13 protein-coding genes and 1 tRNA gene are annotated in these 15526 nt (G+C 61.1%); 10 read left to right on the top strand and 4 right to left on the bottom strand.

All coding sequences use genetic code 11. The annotated features are described in order from the left end of the window. Positions 1 to 21: 21 nt before the first annotated feature. Complete coding sequence (locus tag GV819_RS19370; protein WP_161757653.1) at positions 22 to 396, bottom strand: hypothetical protein; 375 nt, start codon at positions 394 to 396, stop codon at positions 22 to 24. Positions 397 to 1231: 835 nt separating this feature from the next. Here GV819_RS19370 and GV819_RS19375 point away from each other — a divergent pair. The 6 genes from GV819_RS19375 to GV819_RS19400 all read left to right on the top strand — a co-directional run bounded on the left by GV819_RS19375 (position 1232) and on the right by GV819_RS19400 (position 6174). Then, positions 1232 to 2719, top strand: a complete 1488-nt coding sequence (locus GV819_RS19375) for a sensor domain-containing diguanylate cyclase (RefSeq protein ID WP_161757654.1) — start codon at positions 1232 to 1234, stop codon at positions 2717 to 2719. Then, a complete protein-coding gene (locus GV819_RS19380; protein WP_161757655.1) occupies positions 2712 to 2930 on the top strand; it encodes a cysteine-rich CWC family protein in 219 nt (72 codons plus the stop codon). The genes GV819_RS19375 and GV819_RS19380 overlap by 8 nt, the downstream gene beginning before the upstream one ends. Positions 2931 to 2963: 33 nt before the next feature. Then, positions 2964 to 3656, top strand: coding sequence for a 16S rRNA pseudouridine(516) synthase (locus tag GV819_RS19385; protein ID WP_161757656.1), 693 nt, complete (start codon positions 2964 to 2966; stop codon positions 3654 to 3656). Between the two features lie 325 nt (positions 3657 to 3981). Beyond that, positions 3982 to 4866: an alpha/beta fold hydrolase gene (locus tag GV819_RS19390; RefSeq protein ID WP_161757657.1), complete on the top strand. Its 885-nt coding sequence runs from the start codon at positions 3982 to 3984 to the stop codon at positions 4864 to 4866. 157 nt (positions 4867 to 5023) lie between these two features. After that, a tRNA-Gly gene (locus GV819_RS19395) sits at positions 5024 to 5097 on the top strand. Between the two features lie 348 nt (positions 5098 to 5445). After that, the gene (locus GV819_RS19400; RefSeq protein ID WP_161757658.1) at positions 5446 to 6174 is read left to right on the top strand and encodes a class I SAM-dependent methyltransferase; all 729 of its coding nucleotides are present in this window, start codon (positions 5446 to 5448) and stop codon (positions 6172 to 6174) included. A 25-nt stretch (positions 6175 to 6199) separates the two neighbouring features. On the opposite strand, the gene GV819_RS19405 is transcribed toward GV819_RS19400, so the two are convergent. Then, entirely contained in the window at positions 6200 to 7975 is a 1776-nt protein-coding gene (locus GV819_RS19405; protein ID WP_161757659.1) for a sensor domain-containing diguanylate cyclase, read from the bottom strand. A gap of 424 nt (positions 7976 to 8399) precedes the next feature. Here GV819_RS19405 and GV819_RS19410 point away from each other — a divergent pair, with 424 nt between their 5' ends. Continuing rightward, positions 8400 to 9938, top strand: a complete 1539-nt coding sequence (locus tag GV819_RS19410; protein WP_161757660.1) for a DUF1800 domain-containing protein — start codon at positions 8400 to 8402, stop codon at positions 9936 to 9938. A 43-nt stretch (positions 9939 to 9981) separates the two neighbouring features. Next, the gene (locus GV819_RS19415) at positions 9982 to 11178 is read left to right on the top strand and encodes a DUF1501 domain-containing protein (RefSeq protein ID WP_161757661.1); all 1197 of its coding nucleotides are present in this window, start codon (positions 9982 to 9984) and stop codon (positions 11176 to 11178) included. An 85-nt stretch (positions 11179 to 11263) separates the two neighbouring features. Here the strand turns inward: GV819_RS19415 and GV819_RS19420 are convergent, their stop codons facing one another. After that, entirely contained in the window at positions 11264 to 11605 is a 342-nt protein-coding gene (locus GV819_RS19420) for a YXWGXW repeat-containing protein (RefSeq protein WP_161757662.1), read from the bottom strand. Positions 11606 to 12069: 464 nt separating this feature from the next. Between GV819_RS19420 and GV819_RS19425 the strand changes: the two genes are divergently transcribed. After that, complete coding sequence (locus tag GV819_RS19425) at positions 12070 to 12444, top strand: hypothetical protein (protein ID WP_161757663.1); 375 nt, start codon at positions 12070 to 12072, stop codon at positions 12442 to 12444. Between the two features lie 70 nt (positions 12445 to 12514). On the opposite strand, the gene GV819_RS19430 is transcribed toward GV819_RS19425, so the two are convergent. After that, entirely contained in the window at positions 12515 to 13051 is a 537-nt protein-coding gene (locus GV819_RS19430; protein WP_161757664.1) for a GNAT family N-acetyltransferase, read from the bottom strand. A gap of 232 nt (positions 13052 to 13283) precedes the next feature. Here GV819_RS19430 and GV819_RS19435 point away from each other — a divergent pair, with 232 nt between their 5' ends. Beyond that, positions 13284 to 15458 (top strand): TonB-dependent receptor, encoded by a 2175-nt coding sequence (locus GV819_RS19435; RefSeq protein ID WP_161757665.1) that lies wholly within the window; start codon positions 13284 to 13286, stop codon positions 15456 to 15458. Positions 15459 to 15526 lie beyond the last annotated feature (68 nt).

Below are 15526 nucleotides of genomic sequence, written 5' to 3' on the forward strand. Positions count from 1 at the left end.
AGGGCCCCTGCCGATTCGGCATCAGTGGCCGCGCCCACCTCGGCCATGGTCACCGCGCCCATGATTGTCACGACTGCCGTGGCCGCCCCCATCCTGGTTGTTCCAATAGCGAGGGCGCTCATGGCCCCCCCAACCCTGGTTCGGATAGGGTCGGTACGCTGCGCGCGGCGGCTGATAGTAACGTGGGGCCGGCTGGTAATAGCGCGGTGCTGGCTGGTAGTAGCGTGGCGCGTAGTAACTGCGATCAGTCGAGTAATAGGAAGATCCGCCGCCGTAGTAGGCCGGCGCGGGGGAGCTGTAGACGTCCGAACTGTAGTAGCCGGAACCTCCGTAATAAGGGGCACACGCAGAAAGACTCAAACCCAGCAATGCAATCAGTAGAAATCGACGATACATGGCGGCCTCCTGGACCGCGAAGAGCCACGCCAGCGACGCTGGCAGGCGGCAATCAGCAATAGGCTGACTGACGAATTATCTGACCGCAAAAACCTCCGCTGGTGCGATTTACGCAACACATTGATACAAGTCCCTCAAGCATCGGCTACGCCTGTTTCCAGCGCCCATGAAAAAGCGGCGCCTGATGCCAGAACGCCGCTACCTGCAATGACTCTCGACCCTTCGCCCCTTGTCGCCCGAGACTGCGGTCTGTTGTATCACCCTTGTTTTTGGCTAGTGGTGCCAACGCCGGTAACCGCCGTAATAGTGCGGCCCGTATCCCCCATGATAGTAGGGGCGGTAATAGTAGTGAGGTCCGTACCAGCCTCCAGTGTACGGGTAGTAACCGTAGTAATAAGGCCCGGGGACCGTGTACACATCCGTGCGGTAATACCCCGGACCGACGTAGTAGGGCACACAGGCAGACAAACTCAAACCAAGCACGACACCGAGCAGGATTCGACGGTACATGGCGGCCTCCCGGACCGCATACAAGCCGCGCCAGCGACGCTGGACGGCGCCAGTCGATACGGCAATGACTGGCATTGCATAAGACCGTAAAAAACCGCTCCGGTGCTACCGCCAACACACCCCCCGGCACTCTGCCGACCGGCGGCAACCCCTTGCTCCTGCTGACTTGGAGATACTTTCAGAGACGATACAAAGCGCAACTTATCGGTGGCTCCAGCGAAGCCTAGATCGTGTCAAACCCGAGACAATTTCATCGTGCAATGAGCGAGTTATTTCTGCGCCGTGCCACTAGAATGCGTCATCTGGCCACTATCACGGAATCGCCATGCCGCTTCGTTCTCCCCTGTATTCGCAGCGTTCGCTGGTGCTGGTCCTGATCGCTCTGTTGGGCAGCGGTTTCCTCGCCACATCCTTGCTCAGCTACTACGTCTCGCGGGACTCGATCCGCGACAACATCGTCAACACCGAATTGCCCCTGACCTCCGACACTGTGTATTCGGAAATCCAGAAAGACCTGGTACGACCGATCCTGATCTCCTCGATGATGGCCCGCGACACCTTCATGCGTGACTGGGTGGTAGCCGGCGAACGCGACCCTAGCCAAATGACCCGCTACCTCAACGAGGTCATGACTCACTACGACGCCTACACCGCGTTCTTTGTCTCCAACACCAGCCTCACCTATTACCAGGCCAAGGGTGTGTTGAAGAAGATCAAGGTCGATGAGCCCCGGGACGCCTGGTACTTTCGCGTGCGCGACATGGCCACGCCGTACGAAATCAACGTCGATCCGGACCTGGCCAACCAGGACAAGCTGACCTTCTTCATCAACTACAAGGTCTACGACTACCAGGACCGCTTCATCGGTGCGGCCGGGGTCGGCTTGACGGTGGATGCAGTGATCAAGCTGATCGACAAGTACCAGCAGCGCTATCAACGCAGTGTGTACTTCGTCGACACCTTTGGCCGCATCGTCCTCACCGGTGCCGACGGTGGCCCCCAGGGCGCCCGGAGCGGCCAGTCGCTGCAGGAACTGGAAAGCCTCAAGGAACTGATGGAGCAACTGCCCAAGCCCCACAGCGGCAGCTACGAATACGCGACCCAGGGCCAGGGCCACTTTCTCAATGTGCGCTTCATTCCCGAGCTCAACTGGTATCTGTTCGTCGACAAGCGCGAGGACGGCGCCCTCAGCAGCATCCGCCAGTCGCTGTACCTCAACCTGCTGATCTGCCTGGTGATCACTGCCATCGTGCTGGTCCTGCTCAGTGCCGTGGTACGTCGCTACCAGCGCAGGATCGAGGCCCAGGCCACCCTCGACAGCCTGACCCAACTGCCCAACCGCCGCGGCTTCGACCTGCTGGCGGCCCAGGCCATGCAAGAGGCGCGGCGTGACCTGACACCGTTGAGTGCCCTGCTGCTGGACCTGGATCACTTCAAGCGCCTCAACGATACCTACGGCCACCTGGCCGGGGATCAGGTGCTCAGCGGCTTTGCCCGGGACCTGCGAGACTGCCTGCGCCAGTCCGACATCGTCTGCCGCTGGGGTGGCGAGGAGTTCATCGTGCTGCTCAAGGACACCGACAGCCGTGCCGCTTTGGAGATCGCCGAGAAAATCCGCCTGCTCACCGAGCAGCAGCGCTATCACTATGAAGGGCAGCCCCTGCAACTGACCGTCAGTATCGGCTTGACCACCCTGCAAGCGGAGGACACTCTGCACAGCCTGCTGTCGCGTGCCGACCATGCGATGTACCGTGCCAAACAGACAGGACGCAATCGAACCTGTGTGGAAATGCCTCACTCCAGCCATGAATGAACCTGACCTTTGCCCAGCCTGCGGTGCCCGCAACGACTGCACCCTGGCCGACCCGCGCAGCGTCGGCCAAGCCTGTTGGTGCTATAGCGTGAGCATCGATCCGGCGATCATCGAGGCCTTGCCGCCGCAGTTGCGCAATCAGTCCTGCCTGTGCCCGCGCTGCGCCGGGGTCGAGGCGCAACTGCGCGCCAACACCTTGCCGCACCCCTGAACCACCTCACCTTGCCGCCAGCCGCCGATCACCATGCGCATTGACCGTTTCCTCAGCAACCTGCCCCGTTTCAACCGTCAGCAGGTGCGCCTGTTGCTGGTGCAACGACGCATCCGCATCGACGGCCAGCCGGTGAGCGACCCCAAGGCCGAAGTCCGCGAGTTCAGCCGTGTGGAGCTGGATGAGGAGATGCTCCAGGTCGGCAAGCCGGCGCGCTACTTCATGCTGCACAAGCCCATGGGCTACGTCAGCGCCACCCGAGACCCCGAGCACAAGACCGTACTGGAGCTGATCCACGAGCCCGATCCCCAGGAGCTGCACATCGCCGGGCGCCTGGACTACAACACCACCGGGCTGATGCTGATCACCAACGACGGCAACTGGTCGCGACGCTTGACCCAGCCGCAGACCAAGCTGCCCAAGCACTACTACGTGGAAACCGAAGAAGAGATAGGCCCCGAGTACATCCAGACCTTCGCCCAGGGCCTGTACTTTGCCTTCGAGGACCTCACCACCCGGCCCGCGCAGTTGCAGATCCTCGGTCCCCGCAGCGCCAGGCTGAGCATCGTCGAAGGGCGCTATCACCAGGTCAAACGAATGTTCGGACACTTCAACAACAAGGTCGTGCGCCTGCACCGCGAAAGCATGGGGCCACTGGTGCTGGACGACAGCCTGGCCCCCGGCGAGTACCGCCCCCTGACTGCGGACGAAATCCGTCTGATCTGACGCAGATTCGCCTCTGAATGACCGCTGGGCAGAAGCTGTCGAACAATTTGCCCAATGCACTTGCAGGTTCCCGGTTGCCCTGCTTGAATCAGTCCGTCGGCCGAATTGTGACCGACTAGTCACGAAAGCGCATCTAAGAAACCTTTTGCCGGCCTGAGCCCTGCCTGCTCTGCATTCAACCCGGTAAATCGCCCACCTATAACAACACCCGTCGACCTGCATTACCGGATCGACATGGGCTCCCATTCCAGGCGTATGCCTACCTGTCACATTGCACGTGCACACTCAAGTTGCGCGCATACCCGCTTGCCAGGAGTCTTATGACATGAGGCCAGAAATCGCTGTGCTGGATATACAGGGGCAGTATCGGGTTTACACGGAGTTCTATCGCGCAGATGCCGCAGACAAGACCATCATTCTGGTCAACGGCTCAATGGCCACCACTGCGTCTTTTGCCCAGACCGTGAAAAACCTGCATCCGCAGTTCAACGTGGTGCTCTACGACCAGCCCTACGCGGGCCGCTCCAAGGCCCACAACAAACATGAGCGGATGCTCACCAAGGAAGTCGAGGGGCAGATCCTGCTGGAGTTGATCGAGCACTTCGCTGCCGAGCATGTGCTGTCGTTTTCCTGGGGCGGAGCTGCCACCTTGCAGGCGCTGTCCCAGCGTCCACGACGCATCGAGAAAGCAGTAATCAGCTCGTTCTCGCCGGTGGTCAACGAACCCATGCGCGACTATCTGGAGCGCGGTGTCGACTACCTCGGCAGCCTCGATCGCCATCGTGTCGGGCACTTGGTCAACGACACCATTGGCAAGCACCTGCCGTCGCTGTTCAAGCGCTTCAACTATCGCCATGTCAGCAGCCTGGCCGAGCATGAGTACGGGCAGATGCACTTCCACATCAGCCACGTGCTCTACGGCGACCGCCAGTGCTACCTGGAGGCCGCGAAGAGCATCCAGGTGCCGGTGCTATTCATCAATGGCGAATGGGACGAGTACACCTCGGCCAATGACGCCAAGCTGTTCGCCGACCATGTGCAGCACGCAAGCTTCAGTACGATCCAGGCCACCGGGCACTTCCTCGACATGGAGCACAAGGCGGCCTGCCACGACAGTCGCCAGGCGTTGCTGGGGTTCCTCAAACCGGGTCAACACGACAGCCGTCCGCGTTACCACTACGTACAGGATCAGCATGCACTGGCCATCTGAAACCGCGTTTCACCCTGGCAGCCACGCGCCCTTGAAAACACCCTGTTTTTACTGGGCGTGTGGCTGACCTGTAGCGCTTCAGAAACCTGCAAATGCACGTCAGATAAAGAAAAACTTCAAATCCCCGGCGACATCTGGTACAAAGTCAGCCGTTCGAGCGGGTGTCGTATAATGGCATTACTCCAGCTTCCCAAGCTGATAACGAGGGTTCGATTCCCTTCACCCGCTCCAAGTATCCAAAGCACCCGCGTCAAGCAACATTGACGAGGGATGCAAAAACAGAAAACCGGCCCCAGCAGCCGGTTTTTTTGTGCCCTCATTTTTCCAGTCCAAACCCGCGGCGACACCGCCCAAGGTAGATCCTCTCGCCTGTCCTGGCGTTGCCGCGTTACAAATTCACAACTTCAATGCGTATTCGTGAGCAGCCAAAGCCGCTAGCATTTCCCAATGCCTAGCACCCGGCCCGGCCATCGACGAGCCTGCGTCGGGCCCTCCGAGGAAGAAGCCCCTCAGCCGTTTCAACTGCCTGAACCATCCTGCACAGCAGGACCGCACACGAACCTGAAAGAGCCTCTCGAAATGACGCAGAACATTTACGACGACCCGACCTTTTTCCAGGCCTATAGCCAAATGGGACGATCCCTCGGCGGCCTCGACGCAGCGCCGGAGTGGCCCGCCCTGCAAGCTCTGCTGCCAGCGATCAACGGCCTCAAGGTGCTGGACCTGGGTTGCGGCTATGGCTGGTTCTGCCGCTGGGCCAGCGAACACCGCGCCCAGCAGGTGCTGGGGCTGGACGTCTCGGAGAAAATGCTGGCGACTGCCCGCGAGAGCACCTCGGCGCCAAACATCCACTACCAGAGAGCGGACCTGGAACAACTGGACCTGCCCACTTGCCGCTTCGACCTGGCCTACAGCTCCCTGGCCCTGCATTACATCAAGGATTTGCAAAGCCTGTTTGCCCAAATCTATGCCGCTCTGGTGCCCGGGGGCCGTCTGGTATTTTCCATCGAGCATCCGATCTTCATGGCCCCGCGCAACCCGGGCTGGATCGTCGATGACCAGGGACGCAAGTCCTGGCCGCTGGACAGCTATCAGCAGGAAGGCGAGCGGGTCACCCACTGGCTGGCGGAAGGCGTGATCAAGCAGCATCGAACCCTTGGCACCTTGCTCAATGCCCTGATCGATACCGGCTTCAATCTGCGGCATGTCGAGGAGTGGGGTCCCAGCGCGCAGCAAATGCTCGATCAGCCAGCGTTGGAAGAGGAACGGGAACGGCCGATGCTGCTATTGGTAGCGGCGCAGCGCTGACACCGCATTCGCCCACTCCCACCTCCTAGAAGCCGCCCTGCAATGGAAAACGCTGCTCCCCACTGCGGGCGAGGAATTTTTCCTGGGCCATCGGCCGGGCCAGAAAATACCCCTGGGCCTCGTCGCAACCAAAGGTCCTGAGCATCTGCAGGCACTTGAAGCTCTCAATACCCTCGGCGACGGTGCGGTAGCCCAACTCCCGAGCCAGGGCGATCACTGAACGGGTGATCTTCTGATGCTGGGCGCTGCTCTCCAGGTCAGTGACCATGGATTTATCGAGTTTCACCACATTGGCCGGGATCTGGTGCAGGTAGGCGAAGTTGCTGTATCCGGTGCCAAAATCATCAATGGCCACGTCCATGCCCAAGGCGCGGATCTTGCTCAACTGCTCCAGCACCCGTGGGTTGGAACGCAACCAGGCGCCTTCGGTAATTTCCACTTCCAGGCGCTGCGGATCGATGCGGTGGCGCTGACAGGCTTCCTTGAGCACGTCGGCAATATCCTGGTCTTCGAAATCCTGGGGCGACAGGTTGATCGACAGTCGCTGTACGTCCGCAACGCCCCAAAGATGCAGTTTATGCAGCACAGCGTTGATCACCCAATGGGTCACGCGGTGGATCAGTGCATTGCGCTCCATGACCGGGATGAATTCCGCCGGAGAGATCGGCCCCAGCCACGGATGATCCCAGCGAATCAGGGCCTCGGCACTGACCTGGATGCCTTCGGGCAGGGAGAAACGCGGCTGGAACATCAGGTAGATCTGCCCGCTGTCGAGGGCTTCGCTGATGTCCGATGCAAGGTTGAAGGCGCGCCGAAACGCCTGGTCCCGCACCACGTCATAGGGCGCCCAGGTACTGCGATTGAGCGTCGCCAGTTCCAGGGCGAACATGGCCTTGCGCAGCACGTCCGGCACCGCATCAAGATCCGTGGAAAACTCCACCGTCCCCGCGCAGACTCCCGGAATCATCGGCAGCTCCAGCCCCGGCGGCTGACGCCGCAATCGCCGCACCAGGCCCTCCAGGAAGCGCTCGATACCAGGGCCCAGCGGCAGCAGGAAACCGAAACGCTTGACCGAGACGTGATACACCCGCACATGCCGGCCCAGGTGAGCGAGCAGTTGCTGGGCGAGAAAACGCACGATGGTTTCGAACGGTGCCATGCCCATCGCCAGGGTCAGTTCGTGGGCCACGGTCATGTCCACCGCATCCACCAGCACCAGCACGCGCTGTTCACCCGGATGCTGGTCCGCCAGGTCGTACAGGTCGCTCTGAAATTGCTCACGGTTGGGCAGGCCACTGACCGGGTCGCGGCGAGTCAGGCGCTGACGCTGCTCGATCTGCTCCATCACCATGGACGCCAGGTCACGCAGTTGCTGGCGCTCGGCGTCACTCAGGCGTTGGGGCTGTTTGTCGATGACACACAGGCTGCCAATCGCGTGCCCACTGGAGGTGATCAACGGCGCACCGGCATAAAAACCAATACCCGATTCTTCGGTCACCAGAGGGTTGGCGTAAAAACGCACATCCTTGCGGGCATTTTCCACTTCGAAGACATCGCCAGTCTTGATGGTGTAGGCACAAAACGATTGATCGATAGGGGTCTGTTCGGCAACAAAACCGACCCGCGACTTGAACCACTGCCGATCACGATCCACCAGGGTGATCAGGGCCGTGGGCACATTGAAGTACTCTGCAGCCAAACGGCAAATACGATCGAAATGCTCACACCGAGCAGTGTCCAGCAGTTCCAGGGCATACAGTGCAGCCAGGCGCTGCTCCTCGGCCAACGCCTTATCGGGCATACCGCGCCTCGGACAGGATCAACACATTCATCAGAAAACCTATCTCACCATCGCAGGGGTAAAACGGCACCCGGAAAAATCGGGCCTAGACAAAAATAGTGGCACTACGACACCTGTCGACAGCATGACGCAGAGACTAGTGCTTGCCAATTCCATCCGTCGGACGAACGGTCGACGGCAGTGCCCTGGATGGATCGTTGAAACAGCTGAACTAGAGCGATTTTCACCAACCGCGAGAGCAGCTGCAATCCGGCCTGCACGCACTGGTACGGCTCCCACCTGAGGATCTGCCATGGGCCCGGACATCCATCGACACCCCCGCAGCCATTCGGCGAAATGCGCACTGTTCAGCCAAACTTCAACGTCACCGGCAGACACCGGAAACATTCCTCCCGCCACCCCTTTCCATCCCGGAAACTCGCCCATGCAATGGCTTCATCCGTTCACACGCCGTGTACACCTGTGGAGCGTTTTTGCCCTGTTGCTACCGATCCTGGCCCAAGCCGCCGAGCCTGCGTCACCCAGCGCCGCGGACATTGCATGGCTCAGGCGTGATGGCTTCGATCTGGACGCAGCGCAGTTCAAGCGCCTTCATGCCCTGGGCCGCTCGGGCCTGCTGGAGGCGCAATTGGCAGATCGCCTGAACGACCCCCTCCCCCCGGCGATCGAAGCGTTGTTGCATAGCGACCCGGCCATGACCCACTCCAGCCAATCCTTGTTGCAGGCGTTCAAACAGCGCCAGGAACAGATCAAGGCGATGCCCGACGGCGAAGCCAGGAATGCCGCGCAGAAGGACGCTCGACAGCAAGCCAATACCCTCGCCGAGCAAGCCCAGGCCAGCGTACTGCTACACGCCGTATATGGCCCCAACCAGCTCAAGGAGCAACTGGTGCTGTTCTGGCTCAATCACTTCAGTGTGTTCCAGGGCAAAGGCCGGGTGCGGGTGCTGACCACCGATTACGTTGAACACGCCATCCGCCCCCATGCCCTGGGCAAGTTCAAGGACCTGCTGCTGGCCACGCTGAAAAGCCCGGCCATGCTCGAGTACCTCGACAACGCGCAAAACGCCAAGGGCAAGGTCAACGAGAACTACGCCCGAGAGTTGATGGAGCTGCACAGCCTCGGTGTCGGTGCGGGCTACAGTCAGGAAGATGTGCAACAGCTGGCGTTGATCCTGACCGGAGCCGGACTGATTCCTCTGGACGGTCGCGAACAGCGATTCCCCCGGCCCCTGCAGCCCCTGGTGGTGCAACAAGGGTTGTTCCAGTTCAACCCCAAACGCCATGACTTCAGTGACAAGCAGTTGCTCGGCCACACCATCCAAGGCCGCGGTTTTGACGAGATTACCCAGGCCGTCGATCTCATCACCCGGCAGCCGGCCTGCGCCCAGTTCATCTCGCGCAGGCTGGCTCAATACTTCGTCGCCGACAACCCGCCGCCGGCCCTGGTGGCGCGCCTGGCCAAGACCTTCAGCGACAGCGACGGCGATATCGCCCAGGTCATGCGCACGCTGATGCAGTCGCCGGAACTGCAACAAAGTGCCGGTGGCAAATTCAAGGACCCACAACAGTTCGTGATCTCGGCGCTGCGCCTGGCCTACGACGGTAAGCCCCTGGCCAATCCGCGGCCGCCGGTCAACTGGCTCAATCAATTGGGTGAGCCGCTGTTCGGCCGAATAACCCCTGACGGCTGGCCGTTGGTGGCCAGCGGCTGGTCGAGTTCCGGACAAATGGCCAAGCGCTTCGAGATTGCCCGGGCCATTGGCAGGGGCGACAACCGCCTGTTCACCGTCGAATGCAGCACGCTGCCGGGGCCGGGTTTCCCCTTGATCACCACACCACTGTTTTACCAGGCGATCTCCCCGCGTCTTTCCAGCGCCACCCGCAGTGCCCTGGACCAGGCCGTTTCGCCCCAGGAATGGAACACTTTTCTGCTGTCCTCGCCGGACTTCAACAATCGCTGAACGCACCCTGGCGGAGCGCCACGCCGCCTGATCAGGAGCCCTGATGAATCGTCGCCAACTACTGATGGCTGCCGTTGCCGCAGCCGCCCTGCCCAGCCTGACGTTTTCCGCCCGGCTGTTCGCCGCCCCGGCCTCGGCACCGCGTACCCTGCTGGTGTTCCTGCGCGGCGGCTATGACTGCAACAACCTGCTGGTGCCTTACGCCAGCGACTTCTACTACGAGTCGCGCCCGACCCTGGCCATCGCCCGCCCCGATCCGCACAACGCGCAAAGCGCCATTGCCCTGGACAGTCACTGGGGCTTGAACCCGGTGCTAAGGGATTCGTTGTACCCGTTGTGGCAGCGTAAACAGTTAGCCTTCGTGCCCTTTTCCGGTACCGACGACCTGTCCCGCAGCCACTTCGAGACCCAGGACAACATCGAGTCCGGCCAGCCGAGCCAGCAGCGCAAACACTACGACTCAGGCTTCCTCGCGCGCCTGGCGCGGCAAGTACCCGACAGTGCGCCCATCGCCTTTACCGATGCCCTGCCCCTGAGTTTCCAGGGTGCCCAGGACATTCCCAACCTGTCCTTGCGCGGAGCCGGCAAGGCGACTTTCGATGATCGCCAGGCGGCCATTCTCTCCTCCATGTACCAACATACGCCCTACGCCGCAGCGGCCAGCGATGGCCTGGCACTGCGCCAGAAAGTCTCCAGGGACCTGCAGGAAGAAATGCTCGCCGCCAATCGCGGTGCGGCCAATGCACAGAACTTCGCCGCCCAGACCCGGCGCATGGCCAGCTTGATGCGCGAGCAATACCGCCTGGGTTTCGTCGATGTCGGCGGTTGGGATACCCACGTCAACCAGGGCAGCACCCAGGGTCAGCTGGCCAATAACCTGGCCAACCTCGGACAAGGGCTGGCAGCCTACGCCGAGGCCATGGGTGAGCACTGGAACGACAGCCTCGTGGTGGTGGTGTCCGAGTTTGGCCGGACCTTTCGCGAGAACGGCGCCAAGGGCACCGATCACGGGCACGGCACGGTGTACTGGGTACTGGGTGGTCGGGTCCACGGTGGGCGCGTGGCCGGTGAACAAGTGGCCGTGAACGCCCAGAGCCTGCTGCAGAACCGTGACTACCCGGTGCTCAACAACTACCGCGATCTACTGGGTGGCTTGCTGGGCAGCACCTGGGGCCTGTCCAGCGCTCAATTGCAGACGGTCTTTCCCGGTGCCCGGGCCAACACCCTGGGCCTGGTCTGACGCCTGAGCCGATCAGCGCAAAAAACGCGGGCAAAAAAACAGCGATCCGAGGATCGCTCTGCAGGTCACACATGAAGTTGCCGGGTCAGTTGGCCCAGGCGCCCGCGTGCCAATGCCAGCCATCGCCATGGCGCTCCCAATAGGGATGCACATAACGATACCCCGGGCGTTGCGGCTCCCAATGGCCACGCACCGCAACATAGTGCTGCCCGTTCCAATGCCAGTAGCCACGGGCCCAGAGATAACCCGGGCGCGGTTCGGGTTCGACCTCGATGACCCGCTCCGGTGGTGGCTGTGGCGCAACCACCTCGACGTACTCCACCGGAGCCGAGCGCTCCACCACCCGTCGCTCGTGAACCACCCGTTCCTCAACACATCCGGAGGCCACTACGACCACCGCCAGCAAAGCCGTGTAACGTAACAACATGCTGCCTCCTCGGCGCCACGCGCAAGACCGCTTGAAACATTGCCCCCTTGTCACCGCCCTGCTCCTGCCGGACGTACAAATCTTTTAACAGCTCAGAACTGTCTGATTGCTGAACCTGTCATCAGGAAATTGCTGGCCGATCTCCAGAGGCCCCCATGGGAAGAAGCCTTGCCGGTCCAGCTGCCCCCCGAACCTTGCGCCTGGCGCTATTAAATAGCCTCGCCAATGCCGGATGGGGTCTTTGGTACGGGTCCGACATCCGCCGGGCACATGCCCGGCTAGGCTCGCAACAACACTCCAGACGCCACAGGGTATCGGCATTTCGACCGCAGCCCACGGGCTGCCTGCGCCCAGCCTCGGTCCAGGGGTGCTATGGTGGCCGGCTGCCCTGCGTGCCAGGGCCCACTGGAGGAGCGCTACGCTGAACGCCTGGTCGTGAAGCTTGAGGAGGTCACTGAATAGATATGTGCAATGCCAAAGATATTTACACCGCGGGTTGGGTCCTGGTCGTCATGGCCGGACTGGTGTCTCTGGTGATCCAGATCTACCTGGGCTATTTCAAGATCGATGACATGGTCAAGCACCTGTCCCGGTGCCGGGTCATCGCCATTCGCATGCCGCTCTTGGGGAGGGATCCCCTCAGCCGATTCTTCATGCTGGTGTGCATCGGCGCCATGTTCGCCATGCCCCATCTCTTTCTGCGCAACGGCGGCCTGGATGTGCGGGACTACAAGAACTTCCCCCTGGGCCTGAAATGGCTGATCAACCTGTTCCAGTTGTCGGCCATGGCGGCCGGCATCGCCTTCCTGGTGCTGTGGTGGGTCAGCCGTCACCTCTGAACCAGTAACGGCAGTACCACAGGGGCGCCCGTCAACGGCGCCCCGCCTGTTGGCTGCCAGCAGCTGGCACTCAGCCGGCCACGGAGCGCTGACGAAAATCCTCACGGGTCATTTCGAAAAAACGGCTTGGCAATCCTTCGAACTCTGCATCGTGGGTGAAGCGAAAACCGATCTTGCGGGCCACCGCCAATGACCCAGCATTGTCGACATGAGCATCGGCAATTATCCGCTGCACAGCCGGGTCAGCGAACACATGTTCGACAATGCGTCCCGCCGCCTCGGAGGCAAATCCCCTGCCCCAGGCCCGTCGCACCAGACGCCAGCCCATCTCCAGCTCGGGGCCAACGGCATCGAAGGGAATGAACGAAACCCAGCCGAGCAACTCATCCGGGGCGTCTTTGGCGAAGATTGCCCAATAGCCGCAGCGCTCACCGAAATCCTCGCTCAGGCGCGACTGGAGGAAATCCCGATGCCATTGCCCGCCGTCCCAGGTGCCGGGAATGAAGCGCGTGACTTCAGGGTCCAGGTCCATGTGCAGGCAGGCATCGAAGTGCGCGAGCGTGCGTGGGCGCAACAACAGGCTGGGAGTTTCAAAGTGCAGGTTCATCCGTGATCTCCAAGGTCGGTGGTCGCCCATATAACAGCAGGTAACGGCAGAAGAGAACGGCCTGGCGCAGAAATAGGCAACGGTTTTCACTCAAGGAGTACATCGCCAAGTCCAGCTGACCGGTATACAGCCGCGCATACACTTTTCGACACGATTGTTCAGACATATCTGATTGAATGATATTTATTCACAGATGAGAATCCATTCCAAATAAAACGGAGGTTCTATCTCAATGTCCAATCCCGCCCGCCCACAATCCTGGAAGTTGTGGTCCACCTCTCTCGGTCTGATGGCCTTCAGCGAAGCCAGCCTGGGAGCCTCATCTGAAAACACCGAACGCCCTCCCGAGGCCACACCGGTCACCCTCGCCCCCACCCAGGTTCAGGGTGAACACAAACCTGGCTACAAGCGCGAGACCTCGGACTCGGTGAAGTTCACTGCGCCGCTGCGGGAAACACCAAAGTCGGTGACCATCATCACTGAATCGCTGATGCAGGAACGCGCGGTTTCGACCCTGGCTGACGCCTTGCGCACCACCCCGGGCATCACCTTTGGCGCCGGGGAAGGCGGTACGCCGCTGGGAGACCGACCGTTCATTCGCGGCTTCGAAGCCAGCACCGACATCATGATCGACGGCATCCGCGACGTCGGCCGCATGACTCACGAAGCCTTCAACGTCGAGCAGATCGAGATCGTCAAGGGCCCTGGCTCGGCCTATTCAGGCCGCGGCTCCACCGGTGGCAGCATCAACCTGGTCAGCAAGGTGCCACAAAAGGAAAGCTACGCGGCCGGCAGCTTGAGCCTGGGCACCGACCAGTTGCGCCGCACCACCCTGGACCTCAACCAGTACCTGCCCGAGCAGAACATGGCCCTACGCCTGAACGCCATGAAGCATGAGGCCGATACCCCGGGCCGGGACGAGGTCGAGGTCACCCGCTGGGGCCTGGCACCGAGTTTCTCCTTCGGCCTGAACACCGACACCCGAGGCACCCTCAGCTACTACCACATGCAGAGTGACGACATCCCTGACCAGGGTGTTCCGGTATCGGCGATCAGCGGCAAGCCGGTCAAGGTCGATCGTGACAATTTCTATGGCTTCAGCAAACGCGACTTCCGCAAGACCTCGGCAGATCTGGCGACCCTGCAGCTGGAGCATGATTTCAATGAGCACCTGACCCTGCGCAACACCACCCGACAGGGACGCAGCATGCAGGACTACATCATGAGCCGGCCTACCCTTGGCGCCACGACTGCGGCAAGCGTGCAGAACGAACTGAACAATGTGGTACTGCGGGGCCCGGCGCGAGGGCGCAATGTGGTCAACACCTCGTTGATCAACCAGACCGACATCTTCGGCAAGTTCGACACCGGTTCCATCGGCCACAGCTACAGCGCCGGCCTGGAGTTCTCCCGCGAGCGGATCGACGTCAAGAGTCGCTACGCACCCAAAGGCTCGGACTCGGGAAACCTGTACGACCCCAATCCTCGTGATACATATGCCCCGGTGGCGCGTGGCAATGGCCAGCATGACGTCACCAAGCACAACAACCGCGCGCTCTATGTCATGGATACCCTGGCCCTGCACGAGCAATGGGACCTGAACCTGGGGGCGCGCTTCGACAACTACCACGTGCGTGATGCGGCCCAGAGCAACCGCAACAATATCTGGACCTACCAGAGCGGCATCGTCTTCAAGCCCCTGCCCTACGGCAGCATCTACCTGTCCTACGGCACCTCCTTCAACCCGTCCGGGGAAACCGCCGGGCAATCGGGTGGCGCCGATGGCGCAGCAGGCGGAAGATTGAATAATCTGGATCCGGAAAAGAGCCGTAGCATCGAACTGGGCACCAAATGGGATCTGCTCAACGAGCGCCTGTCCCTGACCGCCGCCGTATTCAAGACCGAAAAGACCAACGCCCGTACCTACGACCCACTCAGCAATGAAGTGACCCTGGACGGCGACGTCGAAGTGAAAGGGTTTGAAGTGGGAGCCACCGGCCACCTCACCGACCAATGGGAAGTGATGGCGGGATACACCTACCTGGATGCGAAGACGGTCAAATACGCCTCGGGAAAAGACACCAACTACAACGGCAAGCAAGCCAAGTTCATTGCTCCCAACAGCGGCTCGGTGTGGACCACCTACATGCTCACCGACCGCTGGAAAGTCGGCGCCGGGGCCAACTACGTGGACAAGCGCTACACCAACGATGAGAACACCCGCAGCCTCGATGCCTACTGGCGCTACGACGCGATGCTGGCCTATCGGGTGAACAAGAACCTGGACCTGCAGCTCAACGTGCTCAACCTCACCGACGAAACCTACTACGACGCTTCCCACGTAGGGATGTTCGCCATAGTCGCCCCGGGACGCTCCGCAGAGCTGGCGGCCAACGTGCGTTTCTGAGGCCTTGATCCCTTCGCCTGGAGCAGGCGCCTGCAGCCACCTGCAGGCGTCGGTTTACCAGCGAAGGA

The organism is Pseudomonas sp. Fl5BN2 (genome assembly GCF_009908205.1).
In the GTDB taxonomy this organism is placed as follows: Bacteria; Pseudomonadota; Gammaproteobacteria; order Pseudomonadales; family Pseudomonadaceae; genus Aquipseudomonas.